The sequence below is a fragment of the Rathayibacter sp. PhB127 genome (genome assembly GCF_003751665.1).
Taxonomy (GTDB): Bacteria; Actinomycetota; Actinomycetes; order Actinomycetales; family Microbacteriaceae; genus Rathayibacter; species Rathayibacter festucae.
The window spans coordinates 542,222-561,797 of record NZ_RKHW01000002.1; the positions used below are offsets into that span (position 1 = coordinate 542,222).

Here is a 19,576-nt window from a genome sequence, read left to right on the forward strand (position 1 = left end):
TCAGGTGGCGCGGAAGAGCGCACCGCTGTCGGCGAGGGACGGTTCCGTCTCCGGACGTGCCGCCGGCTCAGGCGTCGTCGAGGTCCTCCGCGGCGCGCCGCAGCCGCAGCAGCACCTGGAGCTCCAGCGCCCGAAGCAGCGGGACGCCGCGCGCGGCCTCCTCGGCGAGCACCGGTCCCAGCTCGCGCGCCGTCTGGTCGCGCAGCTCCTGCCGGCCGGTGCGGCTGAGCAGGACCGCGAAGACGCCGAGGTCGGCGGGGACGACGAGCACCAGCTGACCGCGGTGCACCGCGGAGGCGCCCCGCTCACCGAGGCGGAGCGCCGCGGCTCATCGGAGACCGATAGCCCGCCGCAACGGCACGGATAGCGCGCGTTCCTACTGTCGGGACGTCGAGCGGACCCCACCGCTCGGCCTCCCCGACCGAAGGACGCCATGTTCGCCACCTATCTCCGGCGAGAGCTGACCAACCGCCGCCGGCAGACGATGATCATCGCCGCCGGCATGGCGCTCGCCATCGCCCTCGTGATCCTCGTCACCTCGTTCTCCGCCGGAGTCCGCAGCGCCCAGGCCTCGGTCCTCGAGTCCGTCTACGGCGTCGGCACCGACATCACCGTCACCCAGGCCGCCGCCGCGCCGACGGAGGGCGAGGCCCCCGGCCAGCGCTTCGACTTCGGCTCCACCGACGGGACGACCGACGACGGCACCACCTCCGTCAGCCAGTCGCGCCTCGAGCCCGACCGCGGCACGACCACGTTCGACGCCTCGGCCGTCGCCACCGCGCAGGGCGTGACCGACGTCTCCGCCGCGATCGGCGTCCTCGCGCTGAACAACACGACCTTCAGCGGGCAGCTGCCCGACTCCGCCCAGCAGGGCGGCACCGACGGCGCGACGGGCCAGGGCACCGCAGGCACCGCTCCGGCGGCCGGCGAGGCGCCCGCGGGCGGCCCGGACGGCGCGGGGGGCTCCTCCTTCGGCGTCGACTCCTTCTCGGTGCTCGGCCTCGACCCGGCCGGCTCCGCGATCGGCCCCCTGGCCGACGTGAGCCTGACGGACGGCCGCACCTTCACCGCCGACGACGCGGGCCAGGACGTCGTCGTCGTGGACTCCTCCTACGCGACCACGGCCTCGCTGTCCGTCGGCTCGACCGTCGACATCGGCGGCACCGATTTCAGCGTCATCGGCATCGTCACGACCGACTCGACCGACGCGAGCACCGCCTCCGACACCTACATCCCGCTCGACGTCGCCCAGACCCTCTCCGGCCAGGCCGGACTGATCTCCTCGGTCTACGTCCAGGCGGCCTCCTCCGAGGACATCTCCTCGATCCAGACCGCCCTGCAGACCGCGCTGCCCGACGCGACCGTCTCGACGCAGGCCGACCTCGCCTCGAGCGTCTCCGGCTCGCTCTCCACCGCGGGCAGCCTCGTGGCGAACCTCGGCACCTGGCTCTCACTGCTGGTCCTCGCCGCCGCGTTCCTGATCGCGATCCTGTTCACCGTCTCCGGCGTCACCCGGCGCACCCGCGAGTTCGGCACGCTCAAGGCGATCGGCTGGAGCAACGGCGCGATCGTCCGCCAGGTGGCCGGCGAGTCCGTCGTCCAGGGGCTGATCGGCGGCGCCGCGGGCATCGTCCTCGGGCTCGTCGGCGTCACGATCGTGAATCTGATCGCGCCCACGCTCTCGGGCACCTCCACCACCACCTCGGCGATGGGCGCCGGCGGTCCCGGCGGCGGCTTCGGCGGAGGCGGCCCCGGCGCCGCGCAGACCGCCACGGCCACCGAGGTGGCGCTCTCGCTCCCCGTCACCGTGCCGGTGATCCTGCTCGCGGTCGGCCTCGCCGTCCTCGGCGGACTGCTCGCCGGTGCCCTCGGCGGCTGGCGCGCCTCGCGCCTGCGCCCCGCCGCCGCGCTCCGCTCGGTCGGCTGACCCCCTCGACTCCTCGACTCCTCGTCCCCGGAAGGACACCCGCATGTACACCCTCACGAACGTCACCAAGAGCTACGACGGAGCGAAGACGACGGTCACCGCGCTGAAGGACGTCACCCTCACGATCCCGGACGGGCAGATGGTCGCGATCCAGGGCCCGACCGGCGGCGGCAAGTCGACGCTGCTGCAGATGCTCGGCGCCCTCGACCGCCCCACCTCGGGCACCGTCGTCCTCGGCGAGCACGAGATCTCCTCCGCGGGCGACGCGCGCCTCGCCGCGATCCGGGCGCGCGAAGTGGGGATCGTCTTCCAGAGCTTCAATCTGATCCCGACGCTCACCGCGCTCGAGAACGTGGAGACGGCCCTCGCTCCCCAGCGCGTCCCCCGGGCGGAGCGGGCCGAGCGGGCGAGGGCGGCGCTCGCCTCCGTCGGCCTCACGGACCGCCTCGACCACCTGCCCGCCGAGCTCTCCGGCGGTCAGCAGCAGCGCGTCGCCATCGCCCGCGCACTGGTCAAGAACCCGACGGTGCTCCTCGCCGACGAGCCGACCGGCGCCCTCGACGAGGACACCCGCGACGACATCATGACCCTGCTCGAGACCCTCTGGAAGGACCTCGGCCTCACCCTCGTCATCGTCACCCACGACTCCGCCGTCGCCCGCCGCGCCCAGCGCCGCCTGCACCTGAAGGCCGGCCATGTCCGTGACGTCGCGTAGGCCGCCCCCGCACCGCCACCCCGGGTGACGGCGGGTCTCGATACGCGCCTCCGGCGCTACTCGACCAGCATGCACGGTGCGGAGCTGCAGGCAGCAGGCAGCAGGCGGCAGGCAGCACAGCCATGCTGATCGAGTAGCCCGCGCAGTGGGCGTATCGAGATCCACCACCGTTCGAACAGCGGGTCTCGATACGCGCTGCGCGCTACTCGACCAGCAAGAAGCGCCTGCTCCTCGGTCTGCCGCGCCTCCCGCTGAGGCCCCGCCTCAGCCCGCGTGCTCCCGCAGGAACGCCAGCGCCCGCGGCCATGCGTCGGTCGCCGCGTCCGCCCGGTACATGCCCTCGTTCGCGTCGTTGAAGAACGCGTGCCCGGCTCCCGGATACACGACGATCTCCACGTCCTTGCCCGCGGTCGCCTCGCGGATCCCGGGGACCTGCGCCATCAGCGGTTCGTCCTGATCGCCATAGAAGGCGAGGACCGGCACCCGCAGCGAGCCGAGCTCCTCCGCCGAGGCCGTGTTGTGCCCGTAGAACGGCACCGCCGCGGCCACGCGCGGCTCCGCGAGCGCGAGGGCCCAGCTGAAGGTGCCGCCGTAGCAGAAGCCGGTGACGGAGACGCTCGTCGTCCCCTCCTCGCGCAGGAGCCGCTCGACCAGCGCCCGGAGGATCGCGATCGTCCGCACCGCGTGCTGCGGCGTGAACACCGGGGCGAAGAACGTCCGCAGCTCCACCTGGCGCGGCAGCCGGCGCACCGGGTGGTCGTAGTCCGCGCGCTGCTCGGTCTCGAGCTGCTCGAGCAGCCCGCTGTCGGCGAGCAGCTCGGGCGCGACGACCCGGAAGCCCTCGGCCGCGTACCGGTCGGCGACCGAGCGGATGTGGCCGTCGACGCCCCACACCTCGTGGATCAGGATCAGGACGCGAGAGCCCTCTCCGCTGCAGTACACCGGTACATCGTGGTCGGCCAGGGTCCAGGTCTCATCGCTCGTGGGCATCTGCGCACCCTAGCCCCGCGAGCCGGGAGCGCACCCCCTGGCGGACCTCCGGCACGCGGAACCTCCTCCGGCTCGTCGAAACGGCCGATTCCCGCGAGCCGGAGCCGAGTCCGCGAGCCGGACGTGCTCCGGACGTGCTCCGGAGTCGCGGTCAGCCCACCGCAGCCGCGAGCGGCGGCGCGACGAGGATCTCGTCCCACTCCCCCTCGGGACGCTCCCAGCGGAAGCCGTGCCGCTCGTAGAGCCGCCGGGCGGCGCTCCCCCGCAGCACGTCGAGGCGGAACGACCGGTCGGCGCGCCCGTCCTCGAGCATCACCCGCCGGAGGACCGCCCCGCCGATCCCCTGCCCCTGCGCGGCGGTCGCGAGGTAGAAGTGCTCGATCCAGACCGCGTCGTCCTCGAGGCGCGACGCGATGCAGCCGACGAGCCCGCCGTCCACCTCGATCACGCGGGTGTGCTCAGGCCGGTACCCGTCCAGGAACCGGTGCCGCACCCGGTGCTCGTCGTAGCGGTCGAGCCGCTCGAGATCGGGCCGCATCACCACGGCGCGCAGCTCGGCGATCACCGGGGCGTCGTCGAGCCGCCCCGCCCGGAGGCTCCAGCGCGGAACCCGGTCGGGCTCAGCGCCCACGGGGCTTCCGGGTCCGCCGCACCGCCGGCCGCGCGGTGCCGCCGGGGCGAGCCGGCTTCTTCTTCCCGCCGCCCGCCTTCTCGGCCTTCTCCCGCGCCTCGCGGGCCTTCGCCTTCGCCGCCTTCGCCCGCGACTCGACCTTCGGCGTCGCCGCTGTGCCGCGCGTGGTGTTCGCGCTGCGGCCGCGGACCACGCCGATGAAGTCCTCGACGTCGTCGGTCTTGTCCTCGGTCGCCCAGGCGAGCCGGACGCTCGTGGGCGCGACTCCGGTGACGGGGACGACCCGCACGTCCTTCCGGCTGTGCACGCGGGCGACGGACTGCGGCACGATCAGCACGCCGACCCCGGCCGCGACCTGCTCGACGGCGTCGTCGAGGCCGGCCATCCGCGGCAGCGCCCGGCGGGTGCCGTCCGCGATCTCCGCGGCGAGCGCCGCCCACTCCGGCACCGCCTCCGGCTCCTGCAGCAGGTGCTCGTCGGCGAGGTCGGCGACGTCCATCTCCTCGGCGTCGGCGAACGGGTGGTCCCGGGGCAGGATCGCGACGGGCTGCTCCTCGTAGAGCAGGATCGAGCTGACGGAGTCGCTACGCACGTCCCCGCGGACGAAGACGATCTGCGCGCGGCCGTCGCGCAGCACCTCCTCCTGCTCGCTCTCGGCGATCGGGAGCACACGGAGCCGCAGGTCGGGGCGGCGCTCGGACCAGACCCGGGTCCACTTGGTCGGCGTGACGCCGGGCACCAGCGCGATCAGAAGCGCGGGACCTTCGGGCTCGACGTCGTCGGGCTCGATGTCGTCCGGCTCGATGTCGTCCGGCTCGACGTCGACCATCTCCGGCGTCTCGAGGTCCGTCTCAGCGGCATCGGCCCCGTCGTCCAGGCCGACCGCGTCCTCGCGGGGTGCCGGCTGCTCGCGGGGGTCCGGCTCGTCGCTCATCCGTCCAGGGTAGGTCCTGCGCGCCCACCGGTAGGGTTGCCGCATGGCCAAGGCGACACAGACGATGAAGGCTGCGACCGCGGCGAAGAAGCTCCAGATCTTCCTCCCCGCGACTCCGGAGGAGTTCCAGGAGTCGGCGATCACGCGCGAGCAGTACGACGACCTCGTCGCGAACCCGCCGGAGTGGCTGACCAAGCTCCGCGAGACCGGCCCGCACCCGCGCCCCGTCATCGCCTCGCGCCTCAACGTCTCGATCTCGGGTCTCGCCCGCGGCGGCATCGACGAGGCGCTGACCACCGAGCAGATCCAGGCCCTCCTCGACGAGGTCCCCGAGTGGCTCCGCGTCGAGCAGAACTCCTACGCCGAGGTCCGCCGCGAGCAGGCCCGCCTCAAGTCCGAGCGCGCCGCCAAGGACGCCGAGTCCGCGTAAGCCCGACTCCCGCGAGATGCCACTTGTGCACGCGACACGCCGTGAAAAGCGTGCACAAGTGGCATCTCGCGGAGACGGCTAAGCCGGGACGTCCACCCAGGCGCCGGCCGCCGAGGCGTCGAGGACGGCGTCGGTGATGCGGGCGGCGCGCAGGCCGTCGGCGAAGGTCGGCAGACCCTCGACCTCGGCGCCCGCGACGGCGGCGTAGGTGTCTCGGGCGAACGCGGTGAACGCGTCCTGGTAGCCCATCGGATGCCCGCTCGGCACGATCGAGAGCCGCGCCGCATCCGGGCGGAGGATCGACCCGTCGCGCGGAACGAGCGTCGCGCTGTCGCGCCGCCCGACCCACAGCGTCTCCGGCAGCTCCTGCTCGAACCGCAGCGACTCCTCGAGCCCCGACACCTCGAGCACGAGCTCGTTCCGGTGGCCAGCGGTCACCTGCGAGACGAGCAGCGTGCCGACGGCGCCGCCCGCGAGGCGGACGACCACCCCGGCAGCGTCCTCCGTCTCGACCCGACGGCCACCGCGCTCGGCGTGCACGGTGCTCGTGAGCGAGGCGAGCGCCGCGATCCGCTCGCCGGTCACGAACTCGAGCAGATCGACCAGGTGCGAGCCGATGTCGGCGAAGGCGCGCGAGCGCCCGCCCGCGGCCGGGTCGACGCGCCAGTTGTCGTCGGAGGCGCCGAGCAGCCAGTCCTGCAGATAGCTCCCGCGCAACGTCACGAGCCGCCCGGTCTCACCGGCCGCGATCCGCGCCCGGGCCTCGCGCACCATGGGGTGGAACCGGTAGGCGAACGGCACCGTGGCGACCACTCCGGCGGCCGACGCGGCGTCGACGAGCGCGGTCGCCTCCGCTGTCGTCGCCGCGAGCGGCTTCTCGCAGACCACGTGCTTGCCCGCCGCGATCACCGCCAGGGCGAGCTCGGCGTGCGTCCCGTTCGGCGTGCAGACGTGCACGACGTCGATCGAGTCGTCCTCGATCAGCGCGCGAGCGTCGTCGTAGGCGATCTCGAAGCCGAGCTCGCCGGCCGCCCGCTCGCCCTTCGCCGGGCTGGAGGAGGCGATGCCCGCGAGCACCGCGCCCGCACTGCGGGCCGCCCGGCTGTGCACGGCGGCCATGAAGCCGCCGCCGAGCACGCCGACCCGCAGGGGTCCGCCCATCAGACGAGCGTCGCTTCGCTCGGGTCCCAGTCCTCGGGCAGAGCGGGGCGCGGCGCGACGGTGCTCTCGACGAGCACCTTCTCGCCGGTCTCGGCGGCCTCGAGCAGCGACAGCATCACGTCGGTCACGTGGTACGCCAGGTCGCCCGAGGCCGCCTCGGGACGGTCGGCGCGGATCGCGCGCGCAAGCTCGAGCACGCCGGTGCCGCGCGAGGCCGTCGAGCCGGTCGCCTGGACGACCTCCGGCTCGGACTCGCCGCGCCGGTACAGCGTCAGCTCGCCGTCGTGCATGTTCGGGTCGGGCAGCACGAGGGTGCCCTCGGAGCCGTTGATCTCGACGAAGCCCATCCGCGGCAGGCTCGACTCGAAGCTCCAGACGCCCTGCGCCGAGGCGCCGGACTCGAAGCGCAGGAGCCCGCCGATGTGCGTCGGAATCGTCACGGGGAACTCGGTGCCCTCGCGCGGGCCCGAGCCGACCGTCCGGGTCGCCCGGGCCTGCGAGGAGACCGCGGTCACGCTCTCGACCGGGCCGAGGTTCTGCACGAGGGTCGTGATGTAGTAAGGCCCCATGTCCAGCAGCGGTCCGCCGCCGGTGGTGAAGAAGAACTCGGGGTTCGGGTGCCAGCCCTCGGGGCCGGGGCCCTGGAAGAGCGTGATCGCCGAGAGCGGCGTGCCGATGGCTCCGCCCTCGATGAGGCGCTGCGCGGTCTGCAGGCCGGCGCCGAGGAAGGTGTCGGGTGCCGTGGCGACGCGCAGCCCCTTCTCCTTCGCGAGCGCGAGCAGCTCGACGCCGCTGTCGCGGTCGAGCGAGAACGGCTTCTCGGTCCAGACGTGCTTGCCCGCCTCGACGGCCTTGCGCGCGACCTCGACGTGCGCGGCCGGGATCGTGAGGTTCACCACGATCTCGATGCCGGGGTGCGCGAGCAGCTCGTCCACCGTGCCGGAGGCCGGCACGCCGAACGCCTCCGCCTGCGCCTTCGCGCGCTCGAGGTCGATGTCGGCGACGAAGAGGACCTCGAGGTCGGGGAAGACGGTGAGGTTGGTCAGATACTGCGTGCTGATGTTGCCGGCGCCGATGACGCCGACGCCGACGCGCCCGGTGCCGCTCATGCGCCGAGCTCCGAGACGTAGCGGAGGCCGGAGGCGAGGCCCTCGAAGACGTCTCCCGCGTAGGCGTCGAACTCGAGGACGGCCACGGCCTGCGGGGCGGCGGCGAGGATCGCCGGGACGTCCATCGCCCCCTCGCCCGCGGGCAGCTGCTCGGACGTCTCCTTCGAGATCGGCCCGTCCTTCACGTGCAGGAACCGCACGCGATCGCCGAGGCGGCCGAGCACCTCGACCGGGTCGTCACCGCCGACCGCGGCCCAGTAGGTGTCCAGCTCGAGGACGATGCGCGGGTCGAGCAGGCCGGCGAGGTGCTCGAAGGCGCTGCGGCCGTCGACGCGGTTCTCGAACTCGAAGGCGTGATTGTGGTAGCCGAGCGCCAGCCCGCGCGAGGCGGCGGAGTCGACGAGCCCGTTGAGCTCGTCGGCGATCGCCTTCACGCCATCGGCGCTGGTCCAGCGCTCCGGGTCGACCATCGGGTCGATCACGGTCTGCACCCCGAGCGAGGCGGCGATGTCGAGGATCTCCTCGACCGGCGCCCCGGTCTCGAGCAGCCGGGCGTGCGCGCTCGGCGCGGTGAGGCCGGCGGCCGGGAGGGCGGAGCGGTAGGCGTCGGCGCGGTTCACCAGGTCGAACAGCTCGACCTTCGTGAAGCCGAGTCCGGCGAGCCGGTCCAGCGCGGCCGGCAGGTCCTCCGCGAGCGCGTCGCGGACCGAGTAGAGCTGGACGGAGAGGTCTTGGGGTGTGGCCACCGGGGGGTGCTCCTGATCGACGTCGAACATTGGTCCCCCGACCCTACGCGGACTTTTGCTTCCCGCCAAGCAAAACCCCGGGCCGCGGCGCGGGAAAGCGTGCTCCCGACGCGCAGAAGCCGACCCCCTTGTGGTTGACTCCAGCCATGTCCCCGCGCCGCCGCTCCTCGATCAGCGCGGTGGGCGAGCTGCTGCTCCTGCTCGCCGACGGGGCGCCGCGCACCCGGGCCGACGTCGTCGCCGAGACCGGCCTGCCCCGTGCCGCCGTCTCCGCGCAGCTCGACACGCTGATCGCGACGGGCCTCGTCGCCCGCCGCGACGACGCCCCCTCCTCCGGCGGGCGCCCGGCCGGCCGCGTCGCCTTCGACGCCCGCGCGCGCAGCCTCCTCGTCATCGACTTCGGTGCCGCGCACGCCACCGTCGCCCTGACGGACCTCGACGGCCGCGTCCTGGCCGAGCGGCGCGAGGCGATCGCGATCGCCGACGGCCCGCAGGTCGTCCTCGGCCACGCCCTCGACGTCGCCGACGCGCTGCTCGCGCAGACCCCCGGCGCCGGTCCGCTCGCGGGTGTCGGCGTCGGTGTCCCCGGCCCGGTCGAGCACGCGACCGGGCGCCCGGTGAAGCCGCCGATCATGCCCGGCTGGGACCGCTTCGACATCCCCGCCGCGGTCGGCCGCCGCCTCGCCGTCCCCGTCCTCGTCGACAACGACGTGAACCTGCTCGCGCTCGGCGAGCACGCCGCCCACTACGCCGACGTCGACGACCTCCTCTACGTGAAGGTCTCCACCGGCATCGGCGCCGGCATCGTCAGCGGCGGCGCCCTGCAGCGCGGTGCCCTCGGCGCCGCCGGCGACCTCGGTCACGTGCAGGTGCCCGGCGACCGCGGCGAGGCGGACCTCGAGGCGATCGCGAGCGGCTCGGCCATCGCCCGCCGCCTCACCGCCGCGGGCCTGCACACCGCCGCCGGCCTCCCGGTCGCCCGGACCTCCGACGTCGTCGCCCTGCTCACCGCCGGCGAGCCGACCACCGTCGAGCTGACCCGCGCCGCCGGCCGCGACCTCGGCGAGGTGCTGGCGACCTGCGTCAACCTGCTCAACCCCTCCGTCATCGTCATCGGCGGCAGCATCGCGGAGGCGAGCCACGAGGTCCTCGCCGGCGTCCGCGAGGTGGTCTACCGCCGCTCCCTCCCCCTGGCGACCCGCGCCCTCGACATCGTCCAGGCCTCCGGCGACACCGGCGGCGGCGTCCGCGGCGCCGCCCTGATGGTCCGCCGCCACCTGCTCTCCCCCGCCGAGGTCGACGCCTTCCTCAGCGCCTGACCGCTCCGCGCGCTCCGTCGTCGAGTGGACGGTCGACGGGCTCCGCGAGATCCGCCGACCCCTGTTCGCGTCCTCTCGCTCGTGGCGCCGACCCCGACCGGACGCCTCTCGGGGTGTGCGCGCGCCTCGCGCCCCGCTCCGCGTCCGCTCGCGCCGCCGTCGGCGGGGACGGCGGGCCGCTCAGCGGAGCGGGCCGGCCGCGAAGACGGAGGTGTAGACCGCGACCCGCAGCTGCTCGACCGACCGCGCCGCCCCCTCGGCGAGACCGCCGGCGTCGATCGCCCCGCGGAGGATCTCGACGCGCCGCTCCTCCGAGACCGCCCGGACGAAGGGCAGGATGCGCGCGGCGTCCAGGATCGCGAAGGCGAGGACGCCGCGCTCCCCCGCCGGCTCGCCCTCGACGAGGGCGGTCAGCTCGGCGAGGAGCGCACTGCGCCGCGCGTCGTCGAGCACCGTGATCCGCACGGTCGGCAGCATCCCGAGGAACCGCGAGCGCTGCACGGTCAGATCGCCGCGCGCCTCGAGCTCCTCGAGCCCGGCCCGGAGCGCGTCCTCGCCCAGCTCACCGACGACGGCGCCCGGATCCGTGGTGCGCTCGAGCACGGCGGCCAGCGCCGCAGGCACCCGGGACGCCTCGACCGTGACGAGCCGCCCCTCCTCGAGGCGCAGCGCTCCGGAGAGCACCGCATCGGCCACGGCAGCCGCTCCGGCCGCCTCCGAGGGGCCGGTGCCGCCACCCGCCCAGGCGCCGTCGCGGGTGAGGCAGAGCAGGATCACGTCCGAGGTGAAGGAAGCCATCCGGCATGGTAGCGATGCTCCAGGACAGTGCGCGGCGCCCTGACGTGCAATCGCACCTCCCCCCGCCGCGGCGTGCCGGTTGGGCAGGACGGCCCGGGAGGCAGAGAATGAATCGGTGCCCGATCTGCAGCTCTCGTTCCCCTGGGAGACGCAACCCGTCTTCGTGGACGCGAAGCCGCCGCACCTCCGCCGAGTGGTCGCCGACTCCTCCGACCGCGTCGCCTGGCTGCGCGCCCGCTCGCGGGGCATCACCGCGACCGACGTCGCCCGCCTGTCCTCCCCCGCGGCCATCGATCGCGCCGCGCTCGACAAGCTCTACGGCTCGAGCTTCAGCGGCAACGCCTTCACCGACCACGGCCGCGCCCGCGAGCCGGAGATCGCCGCCTGGGTGCTCCGCGAGCACGCGATCGAGCCGAGCAGCACCCTCTTCCACGCGAGCCAGGAGCGCCGCCACCTGGCCACGCCCGACGGCATCGGCCTCCGCGAGGACGGCCGCCTCGAGCTCTGCGAGATCAAGACGACCTCGAAGCAGTGGCGCAGCATCCCGCGCCACTACCTGCGCCAGGTCTTCTGGCAGCAGTACGTCCTCGGCGCCGAGCGCACCCTCGTCGTCTGGGAGCAGCACCGCGACTTCGTGCCGATCGACGCCGTCCCCGAGTTCCGCTGGGTCGACCGCGACGAGGACGAGATCCACGTGCTGGTCCGCCTCGCCGGCATGCTGATGGCCGAGCTGCACGAGAGAACGCGCGCGGGCCGGCGGTGACCGCCCTGCTCCTGCACGGCCTGGGCGGCGACCGCTCCCAGCCGCTCGGCCTCCTGCGCGCGGCGCTGCCGGCCGGCACCGAGGTCATCGCCCCGGACGTCCGCGCGCACGGCACCTCCGAGCTGATCGGCGGCGCGGCCGACTTCTCGCTCGACGCCCTGGCGGACGAGGTGACCGAGCACGTGATCCGGGCCGGAGCCGCGCACAAGCCGCTCACCGTCCTCGGCATCTCGATGGGCGCCGCGATCGCCCTGCGGCTCGCCAGCCGGAAGGTGCTGCCGATCGACCGCGCCGTGTTCGTCCGCCCCGCCTTCACCGCGGAGCCGCTGCCGGACAACCTCACGGTCTTCCCCGTCATCGCGCAGCTGCTGCACGACCACGGCGCCAAGCGCGGCGAGCGCCTCTTCCGCGCCTCCGGCCTCTTCGAGCGCGCGGCCCAGGTGTCACCCGCGTCGGCGGAGGCGCTCTGCCTGCAGTTCCGGTCGCCGCAGGCACAGGAGCGGGCCGTCCGCCTGGCCGAGATCCCGCGGAACGCCGCCTACCGCGACTCCGGCGAGCTCGGCGAGGTCATCGCGCGCACGCTCGTGATCGCGGCCGACCGCGACCCGGTGCACCCGGTGGCGGTCGCCGAGCAGTGGGCTAGGGCTCTTCCGGACGCAGACCTCGAGCGGGTCCCGTCGCGGGACGCCGGTCTGGCGCAGCAGCAGGAGCGGATCCGCGGCCACGTCCGGGAGTGGCTCGGCCGCTGAGCTCCTCGTCCGCGCGCCCACCCTTGAACTCCTCGGCAGCGAGGACGAGCCCGACGACGGCCAGCCAGAGCACCGCGATCGCCGTCGCGACGAACTCGAGGGTGCCGCCGACTCCCAGCCACAGCCGCAGCAGCGAGAAGATCGCGCCGGTCCCGGCCACCAGGGCCACCGCGATACCCGCGACCAGCGACAGCCGCGCGACGCCGGGCCGCTCCCGTGCTGTTGCGAGCTGCAGCATCGCCAGGCAGGCCGCGGAGAAGCCGAGCACCGCAGCGGAGGTGTGGATCAGGTCCTGCCAGCTGAACCGCGGTCCGACCGGGAGCGGGCAACCCGCCGAGCAGGTCACCTGCGAGGCGAGCGCGAAGCACAGCGCGGCGAGGAGGATCGCCAGCGCGGGCCGGAAGCCGGGCAGCAGCCGCGTCCGCACCGCTCGCGCCCCGATCGCGATCGCGACGCCGCCCGCCGCGACCAGCAGCAGGGCGATGCGGAACGTCCCGGCGGTCGGCAGGTCCGGCGCGCCCATCTCGCTGACGTAGACCCAGCGGCTGGTGCCGATGCTGAAGCGGGCTGCGAGCAGCAGGGCGAGTCCCGCGAGGACCAGGAGCGCCCCCACCACGAGAAGGGGGCCGTTCGCTCGTCGTCGCACCCCTTCATGGTGCCAGACAGCACAGGGAGTGCCATCCGAGGACCGGGTCGCCGCCCTCCCCTCCCGTACGGGGGACAGGAAGGCTTTCTTCTCCGAGGGGTGACACCGCCGAAACAGCCCGGACTCATTACCGGGCTTGACTGAACGCGGCGCGCGGAAGCGGGGTCGGTCGGGGCGGACAGCCGCCTCCCGCCTGCTCGAAGGACCACCGGCGCCGGATCAGGAAAGGGCGATGATGCACAACAGCGCGCTCGGCCACGGCCTCGCGATCGGCGACATCCCGGAGGAGGTGGTGCTCCCCGAGACGATGACGGCGGCGGTCATCGACGCCCCGGGCGACTGCTCGGTCCTCCACCTGGCGACGGTGCCCACGCCGACCGCGATCAACGCCGAGTTCGCCGTCAAGGTGATCGCGGCGGGAGTGAACCCGCTCGATGTGAAGACGCGCGCGGGCAAGGGGGTCGCCGCGCAGATCCCTTCCTACCCGGCGGTGCTCGGCCACGACTTCTCCGGCATCGTCGTCTCGAGCCCCTATCCGGCGCACCCGCTGCGCCCCGGAGACGAGGTCTACGGCTTCGTGATGGTGCCGCGCTACTCCGGCTCCTACGCCGAGTACGTCAGCGTCCCGAGCGTCTCGCTGGCCCGCAAGCCGTCGACGCTCTCGCACGTCGAGGCGGCGGGGGTGCCGCTCGCCGCGCTGACCGCCTGGGGCATGGTCGTCGAGCTGGCGAAGGCGCACGAGGGCCAGCGGATCCTGATCCACGCCGGCTCCGGCGGCGTCGGGCACTTCGCCGTGCAGTTCGCCGCCTACTTCGGCGCGTCGGTGATCGCGACCGGCTCCACCCGCAACCTGCAGTGGCTGCGCGAGCTCGGCGCCGACCAGGTCATCGACCACACCACCGAGCGCTTCGACGAGCTGCTGTCCGGCGTCGACGTGGTGATCGACCTCGTCGGCAACGTGCACGACAGCACGGGCTCCCGCTCACTGTCGGTGCTGCGCCCCGGTGGGCTGATCGTCAACGCGCCGACCGGCAGCTGGCCGGAGTTCTTCGAGGAGGCGGCGGCCGCGGGAGTCCGCGCCTCCACCTTCCGCGTCGCCCCCGACGGCGCCACCCTCGGCGTCGTCTCACGCCTGCTGGAGTCGGGCGACGTCCGCGTCTTCATCGACGGCGTCTACCCGCTCTCCGCCGCCGGCGCCGCGCACGCGCAGCTCGAGACCGGCCACACCCGCGGCAAGCTCGTCCTCACCGTCGCCGAGGGCTGACCCGCCCCCCCTCCCGCGAGATGCCACTTGTGCACGCGACACGCCGTGTCGGGCGTGCACAAGTGGCATCTCGCGAAGGGGAGCAGGACGTCAGGGCAGGGGGCGCTCGAGGACGAAGTCCTCCTCGAGGCGGCCGCCGACGCGGAAGTGCCGGACGCCGACGACCTCGAAGCCGTGCTTCGCGTAGAAGCGGCGCGCCCGCTCGTTCTCCTGGTTCACGCCGAGCCAGATACTCAGGGCGCCGATCGCGCGCGCCTCGTCGAGGGTCGCGGCCATCAGCCGCGCCGCGATGCCCGAGCCGTGCCGGTCGGGCAGCGCGTAGCACTTGCTCAGCTCGATCGTCGGCCGGACCATGACCGCGACCGCCGCCTCGAGGTCGGACGGCTCGCCCCGCACGAGCATCGTGTAGCCGAGCGCCCCGGAGTCGTCCTCCGCCAGGAACAGCACGCGGCCCGGATCGGCGAGGTAGCCGCGGAAGCGCTCGACCGACAGCACGGTCCGGATGAAGTCCGCCTTCGCCTGCTCGGTGACGTGCGGCGGGCAGGCCAGCGGAAAGGTCGCGGCGGCGACCGCGGCGAGCTCCTCGGCGTCAGCAGCCGAGGCGCGGCGGACGGTCACGGGGTCTGCGCTCGGCGGGAGGGAGTCGGACACGCCGTTCAGTATGCCCGGCGCGCGCGGTGCCCCTGGAACGACGAAGGAGGGGACCCGCCGAAGCGGATCCCCTCCCGTCACTGCTTCCGCAGCTCAGTGCTGTGCCGAGGCTCAGGCCAGGACGTTGACGTCCAGCGGGATGCCGGGGCCGAAGGTCGTCGAGACGGCGGCCTTCTGGATGTAGCGGCCCTTCGAGGAGGACGGCTTCAGGCGGACGATCTCGTCGAGAGCCGTCTTGAAGTTCTCCTGGAGCTGCTCCTCCGTGAAGGCGGCCTTGCCGACGACGAGGTGCACGTTGGCGTGCTTGTCGACGCGGAACTCGATCTTTCCGCCCTTGATCTCGGTCACGGCGCGAGCCACGTCCGGGGTCACGGTGCCGGTCTTCGGGTTGGGCATGAGGCCGCGGGGGCCGAGCACCTTTCCGAGACGGCCGACCTGGCCCATGAGCTCCGGCGTCGAGACGGCGGAGTCGAACGAGGTGTAGCCGCCGGCGACCTTCTCGATGAGCTCGGCGCCGCCGACCTCGTCGGCGCCCGCGGCGATCGCGGCCTCAGCGGCCGGACCGGTCGCGAACACGATGACGCGGGCGGTCTTGCCCGTGCCGTGCGGCAGGATGACCGTGCCGCGGACCATCTGGTCGGCCTTGCGCGGGTCGACCCCGAGCTTGAGCGCGACCTCGACGGTGCTGTTGAACTTCGCGGAGCCGGTCTCGCGCGCGAGCGCGACGGCCTCGTCGGCGGTGTAGAACTTGCCCTCTTCGAGCTTGGCGGCGGCGGCCCGGTAGGCCTTCGACTTCTGTGCCATGTTGTTTCTCCTTGAAACGAGAATGTGGTTCTAGAGCCTGGCGGGCTCTCCCACGGGATGTTGGAGTTCTGTAGTGCTGCGTCGGAACCGACTCTGCACGAGTGTCATGCGACCCCATTGAGGGGTCGCCGTCACGTCACACGCTCTTCCGCGTTCGGCGATCCACTGGATCGCCGGGCTGCCGCCTTTGATGGGCATCACGGTCGAGCAGTGCGCCGCACTACTCGACCGTGATGCCCATCGACCGAGCGGTGCCCGCGATGATCTTCGAGGCGGCCTCGATGTCGTTCGCGTTGAGGTCGGTCTGCTTCGCCTCGGCGATCTCGCGGACCTGCGCCATGGTGAGCTTCGCGACCTTCACGGTGTGCGGGGTCGACGAGCCCTTGGCGACGCCGGCGGCCTTCTTGATGAGCTCCGCCGCGGGCGGGGTCTTCAGGATGAAGGTGAACGAGCGGTCCTCGTAGACGGTGATCTCGACGGGGATGACGTTGCCGCGCTGCGACTCGGTCTGCGCGTTGTACGCCTTGCAGAACTCCATGATGTTGACGCCGTGCTGACCGAGCGCCGGACCGATCGGGGGGGCCGGGTTCGCGGCGCCCGCCTTGATCTGGAGCTTGATCAGGCCGGTGACCTTCTTCTTGGGGGCCATTCAGGATTCCTTTTCTCAGGGTTCGAGTGGTCGGGGGCTCCCGGCCGCTCTCCCGCGCACCCGGCGGGGCCGGATCGCGGTGGAGGAGGGTCGGTCGGCGCGCACGCGGACGGGCGCCGACACGAAAACCCGTACGAGCTTACACGGCGGAGGCCCTCCCCGACAGTGCGGGAAGGGCCTCGGCCGGACGGGGGTCCGTCGTCAGAGCTTGGTGACCTGATCGAACGACAGCTCGACCGGGGTCTCGCGCTCGAAGAGCGAGACGAGGACCGTGAGCTTGCCGCTCTCGGGCTTGATCTCGCTGATCGAGCCGGGAAGACCCGCGAACGAGCCCTCCTTGATCGTGATGGTCTCGCCGATCTCGAAGTCGACCTCGGCGGGCAGCACGCGCTGCGCCTGCTTCTGTCCCTTGACGCCGGCAGTCTTGGACGGCGCGACCTCCTTGATCTCGACCAGGCTCTTCAGCATCGTGAAGGCCTCCTCGAAGCGCAGCGGCGTCGGGTTGTGGGCGTTGCCCACGAATCCGGTGACGCCCGGGGTGTGCCGGACGACCGACCACGAGTCCTCGTTGAGGTCCATGCGCACCAGCACGTAGCCGGGGATGCGCACGCGGGTGACCATCTTGCGCTGGCCGTTCTTGATCTCGACCACGTCCTCCATCGGGACCTGGACCTCGAAGATGTAGTCCTCGGCCTCGAGCGAGACCTTGCGGTTCTCGATGTTCGACTTCACGCGCTTCTCGAAGCCCGCGTACGAGTGGATGACGTACCACTTGCCCATCTTGCCGCGCAGCTCGGCGCGGAACGCCTCGTACGGGTCGATGTCGGCGAGGTCCTCGCCCTCGGCCTCCGCGTCCTCCGCGGCGACCTCGGCCTCGTCCTCGACGGCCTCGAGGGCCGCTTCGGCCTCCTCGACGGTGTCGATGTGCGCTGCCTCGTCGACGGCCGAGTCGGCCTCGGGGTCGTCCACGGAGCCGATCGCGTCGAGCGCGGCCTCGAGGTCCGACGCGAGGTCGTCCTCGGACTCGTTCTCGTCGATGACGCTCAGGGCGCCCTCCTCGGCGGGCTCGACGGCGTCCTCAGCCTGGATCTGAGTGTCGCCCTCCTGAACCTCGTCGACCTCGGACGACTGCTCGGCGGCGGTGGCCCAGTCGACGTCGTCGCGGTTTCTGTCAGACACTCGTAACTCTCTCTCGATCGATCGGCCGCGTCCCGTCGGGAATCGCGTGCCGCTGCCGTCGGCGTCCCCCGCTCGTGCGGACGGGACGCTCCCGGGTCGGGTGGCGGGGGTCAGGACGCCGGTGTGCCGAACACGTAGGTCACGGCGAGCGCGAACACCCAGTCCAGCAGCGACACCAGCGCCATCATGATCACGACGAAGATCAGGACCACGACGACGTAGTTGCCGAGCTCCTTGCGCGTCGGCGTGACGACCTTCTTCAGCTCGGCGATGACCTGCCGGATGAAGAGGGCGATGCGCGCGAACGGACTGCGCCGCGCCTCGCGCTGCTGATTGGCGATCGCGACGACGTCCTCGCTCGGCTCGTCGACTGCTTTCCCGGCCACCTGCACGCACCTTTCCCGCACCGGAACCTCCGGTGTGGCCGACCGCCCGTGGGCGGTCCTGGACCGATGACCGCTGCATCGCGGGGACCGCGAGCGACGGGCATCGATGTGCAGGGCGGACAGGGCTCGAACCTGCAACCTGCGGTTTTGGAGACCGCTGCTCTACCAATTGAGCCACCGCCCTATGGATGCCGTTGCGAGCATCCGAGGAGGAGTCGAACGTCTTCGGGAGCCTCAGCAACCGCCTCGGGCGCTGTGAATCCTGGCAGCGTTCGACTACCGCAGACGAGTGTACGTGGACCCGCTGGACGTGTCCAGCCGGGCGCGACCCGTCGCCTGGAGGCCCCCGCGCCCGCGCGATACGCTGGCCGTCGTGTCCTCCACCACGCGCATCTCCGCCCGCATCGCCGCCATCGCCGAGTCCGCGACCCTCAAGGTCGACGCGAAGGCGAAGGCCCTCCAGGCCCAGGGGCGGCCGGTGATCTCCTACGCCGCGGGCGAGCCCGACTTCACCACGCCGCAGCACATCGTCGAGGCCGCGTCGGCCGCGGTGCTCGACCCGAGGAACTACCGGTACACGCCGGCGGCCGGCCTGCCCGACCTCCGCGAGGCCATCGCCGAGAAGACCGCGCGCGACTCCGGCTGGGCCGTCGAGGCGTCGCAGGTCGTCGTCACCAACGGCGGCAAGCAGGCCGTGTACCAGGCGTTCCAGACCCTCCTCGACGAGGGCGACGAGGTGCTCGTCCCGACGCCGTACTGGACCACCTACCCCGAGGCGATCAAGCTCGCCGGCGGTGTGCAGGTCGACGTCTTCGCCGGCGCGGACCAGGGCTACCTCGTCACCGTCGAGCAGCTCGAGGCGGCGCGCACCGAGCGCACCAAGGTCCTCCTCTTCGTCTCCCCCTCCAACCCCACCGGCGCGGTCTACTCCGCCGAGCAGACCCGCGAGATCGGCGAGTGGGCCGAGGAGCACGGCCTCTGGGTGATCGCCGACGAGATCTACCAGAACCTGGTCTACGCGGCCGAGGGCCAGGACGACGCGAGCCCGCTCACCCGCGCCACCTCGATCGTCGAGGCCGTCCCCGCCCTGCGCGACCGCACGATCCTCGTCAACGGAGTCGCCAAGACCTACGCGATGACCGGCTGGCGCGTGGGCTGGATGGTCGGCCCCGCCGACGCGATCAAGGGCGCCTCGAACCTGCAGTCCCATCTCTCGAGCAACGTCTCGAACATCTCGCAGCGCGCGGCGATCGCCGCCCTCACCGGCCCCCAGGAGCCCGCCGAGGAGATGCGCCTCGCGTTCGAGCGCCGCCGCGGCACCATCGTCGACGCGCTCAACGCGATCGACGGCGTCGACTGCCCGACGCCCGGTGGCGCGTTCTACGTGTACCCGGACGTCCGTGGACTGCTGAACCGCGAGTGGGACGGCGTCACGCCCACCACCTCGCTGGAGCTCGCCGACCTGATCCTCGAGAAGGCCGAGGTCGCCACCGTCCCCGGCGAGGCCTTCGGACCCAGCGGCTACCTCCGCCTCTCCTACGCGCTCGGCGACGACGCACTGCTCGAAGGCGCGAAGCGCCTTCAAGCGCTGTTCGGTGCCGTTAGCTGATCTCCTCCTTCGTCGTCGATCAGCCGCGGTCGGCTTCCTGAGGTGGATGCGTTTCGCAGAGCGTCTCGCGTCCGCCCACGACGATTCGCTAGCACGCGAATCGCCGACGGTATTTC

Annotated in this window: 22 protein-coding genes and 1 tRNA gene; 8 read left to right on the top strand and 15 right to left on the bottom strand. The window is 72.8% G+C overall.

From position 1 onward, the window contains the following. Positions 1–67 precede the first annotated feature (67 nt). Entirely contained in the window at positions 68–289 is a 222-nt protein-coding gene (locus EDF22_RS12875) for a hypothetical protein (RefSeq protein WP_123705286.1), read from the bottom strand. Between the two features lie 144 nt (positions 290–433). On the opposite strand from EDF22_RS12875, the gene EDF22_RS12880 reads away from it, so the two are divergent. Then, positions 434–1,927 carry an ABC transporter permease gene (locus tag EDF22_RS12880; protein WP_123705287.1) on the top strand — a complete coding sequence of 498 codons (1,494 nt, stop codon included), beginning with the start codon at positions 434–436 and terminating at the stop codon, positions 1,925–1,927. A 43-nt stretch (positions 1,928–1,970) separates the two neighbouring features. Beyond that, the gene (locus tag EDF22_RS12885) at positions 1,971–2,642 is read left to right on the top strand and encodes an ABC transporter ATP-binding protein (RefSeq protein ID WP_123705288.1); all 672 of its coding nucleotides are present in this window, start codon (positions 1,971–1,973) and stop codon (positions 2,640–2,642) included. A gap of 264 nt (positions 2,643–2,906) precedes the next feature. Here EDF22_RS12885 and EDF22_RS12890 read toward each other — a convergent pair whose 3' ends face one another. The 3 genes from EDF22_RS12890 to EDF22_RS12900 form a co-directional block, all read right to left on the bottom strand. Next, positions 2,907–3,632, bottom strand: a complete 726-nt coding sequence (locus EDF22_RS12890) for a dienelactone hydrolase family protein (protein WP_123705289.1) — start codon at positions 3,630–3,632, stop codon at positions 2,907–2,909. Positions 3,633–3,783: 151 nt separating this feature from the next. Continuing rightward, complete coding sequence (locus EDF22_RS12895) at positions 3,784–4,263, bottom strand: GNAT family N-acetyltransferase (protein WP_260303447.1); 480 nt, start codon at positions 4,261–4,263, stop codon at positions 3,784–3,786. Next, positions 4,253–5,197, bottom strand: coding sequence for a LysR family substrate-binding domain-containing protein (locus EDF22_RS12900; RefSeq protein WP_185038911.1), 945 nt, complete (start codon positions 5,195–5,197; stop codon positions 4,253–4,255). The genes EDF22_RS12895 and EDF22_RS12900 overlap by 11 nt, the downstream gene beginning before the upstream one ends. Positions 5,198–5,240: 43 nt before the next feature. Here EDF22_RS12900 and EDF22_RS12905 point away from each other — a divergent pair, with 43 nt between their 5' ends. Continuing rightward, entirely contained in the window at positions 5,241–5,627 is a 387-nt protein-coding gene (locus tag EDF22_RS12905) for a DUF5997 family protein (RefSeq protein ID WP_123447814.1), read from the top strand. A gap of 78 nt (positions 5,628–5,705) precedes the next feature. Here EDF22_RS12905 and EDF22_RS12910 read toward each other — a convergent pair whose 3' ends face one another. The 3 genes from EDF22_RS12910 to EDF22_RS12920 are packed head-to-tail and all read right to left on the bottom strand — an operon-like array spanning position 5,706 to position 8,643. Further along, positions 5,706–6,788, bottom strand: coding sequence for a Gfo/Idh/MocA family protein (locus EDF22_RS12910; protein ID WP_123705291.1), 1,083 nt, complete (start codon positions 6,786–6,788; stop codon positions 5,706–5,708). After that, a complete protein-coding gene (locus EDF22_RS12915) occupies positions 6,788–7,897 on the bottom strand; it encodes a Gfo/Idh/MocA family protein (protein WP_123705292.1) in 1,110 nt (369 codons plus the stop codon). The genes EDF22_RS12910 and EDF22_RS12915 overlap by 1 nt, the downstream gene beginning before the upstream one ends. Continuing rightward, positions 7,894–8,643, bottom strand: a complete 750-nt coding sequence (locus EDF22_RS12920; protein WP_260303448.1) for a sugar phosphate isomerase/epimerase — start codon at positions 8,641–8,643, stop codon at positions 7,894–7,896. The genes EDF22_RS12915 and EDF22_RS12920 overlap by 4 nt, the downstream gene beginning before the upstream one ends. A gap of 146 nt (positions 8,644–8,789) precedes the next feature. On the opposite strand from EDF22_RS12920, the gene EDF22_RS12925 reads away from it, so the two are divergent. Further along, a complete protein-coding gene (locus EDF22_RS12925; RefSeq protein WP_123705294.1) occupies positions 8,790–9,962 on the top strand; it encodes an ROK family protein in 1,173 nt (390 codons plus the stop codon). 180 nt (positions 9,963–10,142) lie between these two features. Here the strand turns inward: EDF22_RS12925 and EDF22_RS12930 are convergent, their stop codons facing one another. Then, the gene (locus EDF22_RS12930) at positions 10,143–10,760 is read right to left on the bottom strand and encodes a GPP34 family phosphoprotein (protein ID WP_185020507.1); all 618 of its coding nucleotides are present in this window, start codon (positions 10,758–10,760) and stop codon (positions 10,143–10,145) included. A gap of 115 nt (positions 10,761–10,875) precedes the next feature. Between EDF22_RS12930 and EDF22_RS20845 the strand changes: the two genes are divergently transcribed. Together EDF22_RS20845 and EDF22_RS20850 are read left to right on the top strand one after the other, a co-directional pair. Then, entirely contained in the window at positions 10,876–11,523 is a 648-nt protein-coding gene (locus EDF22_RS20845) for a YqaJ viral recombinase family protein (RefSeq protein WP_159422160.1), read from the top strand. Then, positions 11,520–12,272 carry an alpha/beta fold hydrolase gene (locus tag EDF22_RS20850; RefSeq protein WP_185038913.1) on the top strand — a complete coding sequence of 251 codons (753 nt, stop codon included), beginning with the start codon at positions 11,520–11,522 and terminating at the stop codon, positions 12,270–12,272. The genes EDF22_RS20845 and EDF22_RS20850 overlap by 4 nt, the downstream gene beginning before the upstream one ends. Here EDF22_RS20850 and EDF22_RS12940 read toward each other — a convergent pair. Further along, positions 12,163–12,918, bottom strand: coding sequence for a DUF998 domain-containing protein (locus tag EDF22_RS12940; RefSeq protein WP_123705297.1), 756 nt, complete (start codon positions 12,916–12,918; stop codon positions 12,163–12,165). The two genes, EDF22_RS20850 and EDF22_RS12940, sit on opposite strands and share 110 nt — an antisense overlap. 235 nt (positions 12,919–13,153) lie before the next feature. On the opposite strand from EDF22_RS12940, the gene EDF22_RS12945 reads away from it, so the two are divergent. Beyond that, complete coding sequence (locus EDF22_RS12945; protein WP_374204745.1) at positions 13,154–14,182, top strand: NADP-dependent oxidoreductase; 1,029 nt, start codon at positions 13,154–13,156, stop codon at positions 14,180–14,182. Positions 14,183–14,272: 90 nt separating this feature from the next. Here EDF22_RS12945 and EDF22_RS12950 read toward each other — a convergent pair whose 3' ends face one another. The 6 genes from EDF22_RS12950 to EDF22_RS12970 form a co-directional block, all read right to left on the bottom strand. Then, on the bottom strand, positions 14,273–14,833 hold the full coding sequence (locus EDF22_RS12950) for a GNAT family N-acetyltransferase (RefSeq protein WP_221180925.1): 561 nt from the start codon (positions 14,831–14,833) through the stop codon (positions 14,273–14,275). Between the two features lie 111 nt (positions 14,834–14,944). Next, positions 14,945–15,637 (bottom strand): 50S ribosomal protein L1, encoded by a 693-nt coding sequence (gene rplA, locus EDF22_RS12955; protein WP_123447821.1) that lies wholly within the window; start codon positions 15,635–15,637, stop codon positions 14,945–14,947. Between the two features lie 220 nt (positions 15,638–15,857). Beyond that, positions 15,858–16,286, bottom strand: a complete 429-nt coding sequence (gene rplK / locus EDF22_RS12960) for a 50S ribosomal protein L11 (RefSeq protein WP_123705299.1) — start codon at positions 16,284–16,286, stop codon at positions 15,858–15,860. A gap of 201 nt (positions 16,287–16,487) precedes the next feature. Further along, positions 16,488–17,465: a transcription termination/antitermination protein NusG gene (nusG, locus tag EDF22_RS12965; protein WP_123447823.1), complete on the bottom strand. Its 978-nt coding sequence runs from the start codon at positions 17,463–17,465 to the stop codon at positions 16,488–16,490. Between the two features lie 110 nt (positions 17,466–17,575). Beyond that, positions 17,576–17,851, bottom strand: a complete 276-nt coding sequence (secE, locus tag EDF22_RS20855; protein WP_123447877.1) for a preprotein translocase subunit SecE — start codon at positions 17,849–17,851, stop codon at positions 17,576–17,578. 111 nt (positions 17,852–17,962) lie between these two features. Further along, positions 17,963–18,035: transfer RNA gene (locus EDF22_RS12970), tRNA-Trp, on the bottom strand. A 180-nt stretch (positions 18,036–18,215) separates the two neighbouring features. Here EDF22_RS12970 and EDF22_RS12975 point away from each other — a divergent pair. Next, positions 18,216–19,460 (top strand): pyridoxal phosphate-dependent aminotransferase, encoded by a 1,245-nt coding sequence (locus EDF22_RS12975; RefSeq protein WP_397460167.1) that lies wholly within the window; start codon positions 18,216–18,218, stop codon positions 19,458–19,460. Positions 19,461–19,576 lie beyond the last annotated feature (116 nt).

Bases quoted from the DNA above. Each gene is read 5' to 3' on its own strand.
- EDF22_RS12880 (WP_123705287.1), top strand. From the start codon at position 434: ATGTTCGCCACCTATCTCCGGCGAGAGCTGACCAACCGCCGCCGGCAG.
- EDF22_RS12885 (WP_123705288.1), top strand. From the start codon at position 1,971: ATGTACACCCTCACGAACGTCACCAAGAGCTACGACGGAGCGAAGACG.
- EDF22_RS12890 (WP_123705289.1), bottom strand. From the start codon at position 3,632: ATGCCCACGAGCGATGAGACCTGGACCCTGGCCGACCACGATGTACCG.
- EDF22_RS12900 (WP_185038911.1), bottom strand. From the start codon at position 5,197: ATGAGCGACGAGCCGGACCCCCGCGAGCAGCCGGCACCCCGCGAGGAC.
- EDF22_RS12905 (WP_123447814.1), top strand. From the start codon at position 5,241: ATGGCCAAGGCGACACAGACGATGAAGGCTGCGACCGCGGCGAAGAAG.
- EDF22_RS12910 (WP_123705291.1), bottom strand. From the start codon at position 6,788: ATGGGCGGACCCCTGCGGGTCGGCGTGCTCGGCGGCGGCTTCATGGCC.
- EDF22_RS12915 (WP_123705292.1), bottom strand. From the start codon at position 7,897: ATGAGCGGCACCGGGCGCGTCGGCGTCGGCGTCATCGGCGCCGGCAAC.
- EDF22_RS12925 (WP_123705294.1), top strand. From the start codon at position 8,790: ATGTCCCCGCGCCGCCGCTCCTCGATCAGCGCGGTGGGCGAGCTGCTG.
- EDF22_RS12930 (WP_185020507.1), bottom strand. From the start codon at position 10,760: ATGGCTTCCTTCACCTCGGACGTGATCCTGCTCTGCCTCACCCGCGAC.
- EDF22_RS12945 (WP_374204745.1), top strand. From the start codon at position 13,154: ATGCACAACAGCGCGCTCGGCCACGGCCTCGCGATCGGCGACATCCCG.
- rplA (WP_123447821.1), bottom strand. From the start codon at position 15,637: ATGGCACAGAAGTCGAAGGCCTACCGGGCCGCCGCCGCCAAGCTCGAA.
- rplK (WP_123705299.1), bottom strand. From the start codon at position 16,286: ATGGCCCCCAAGAAGAAGGTCACCGGCCTGATCAAGCTCCAGATCAAG.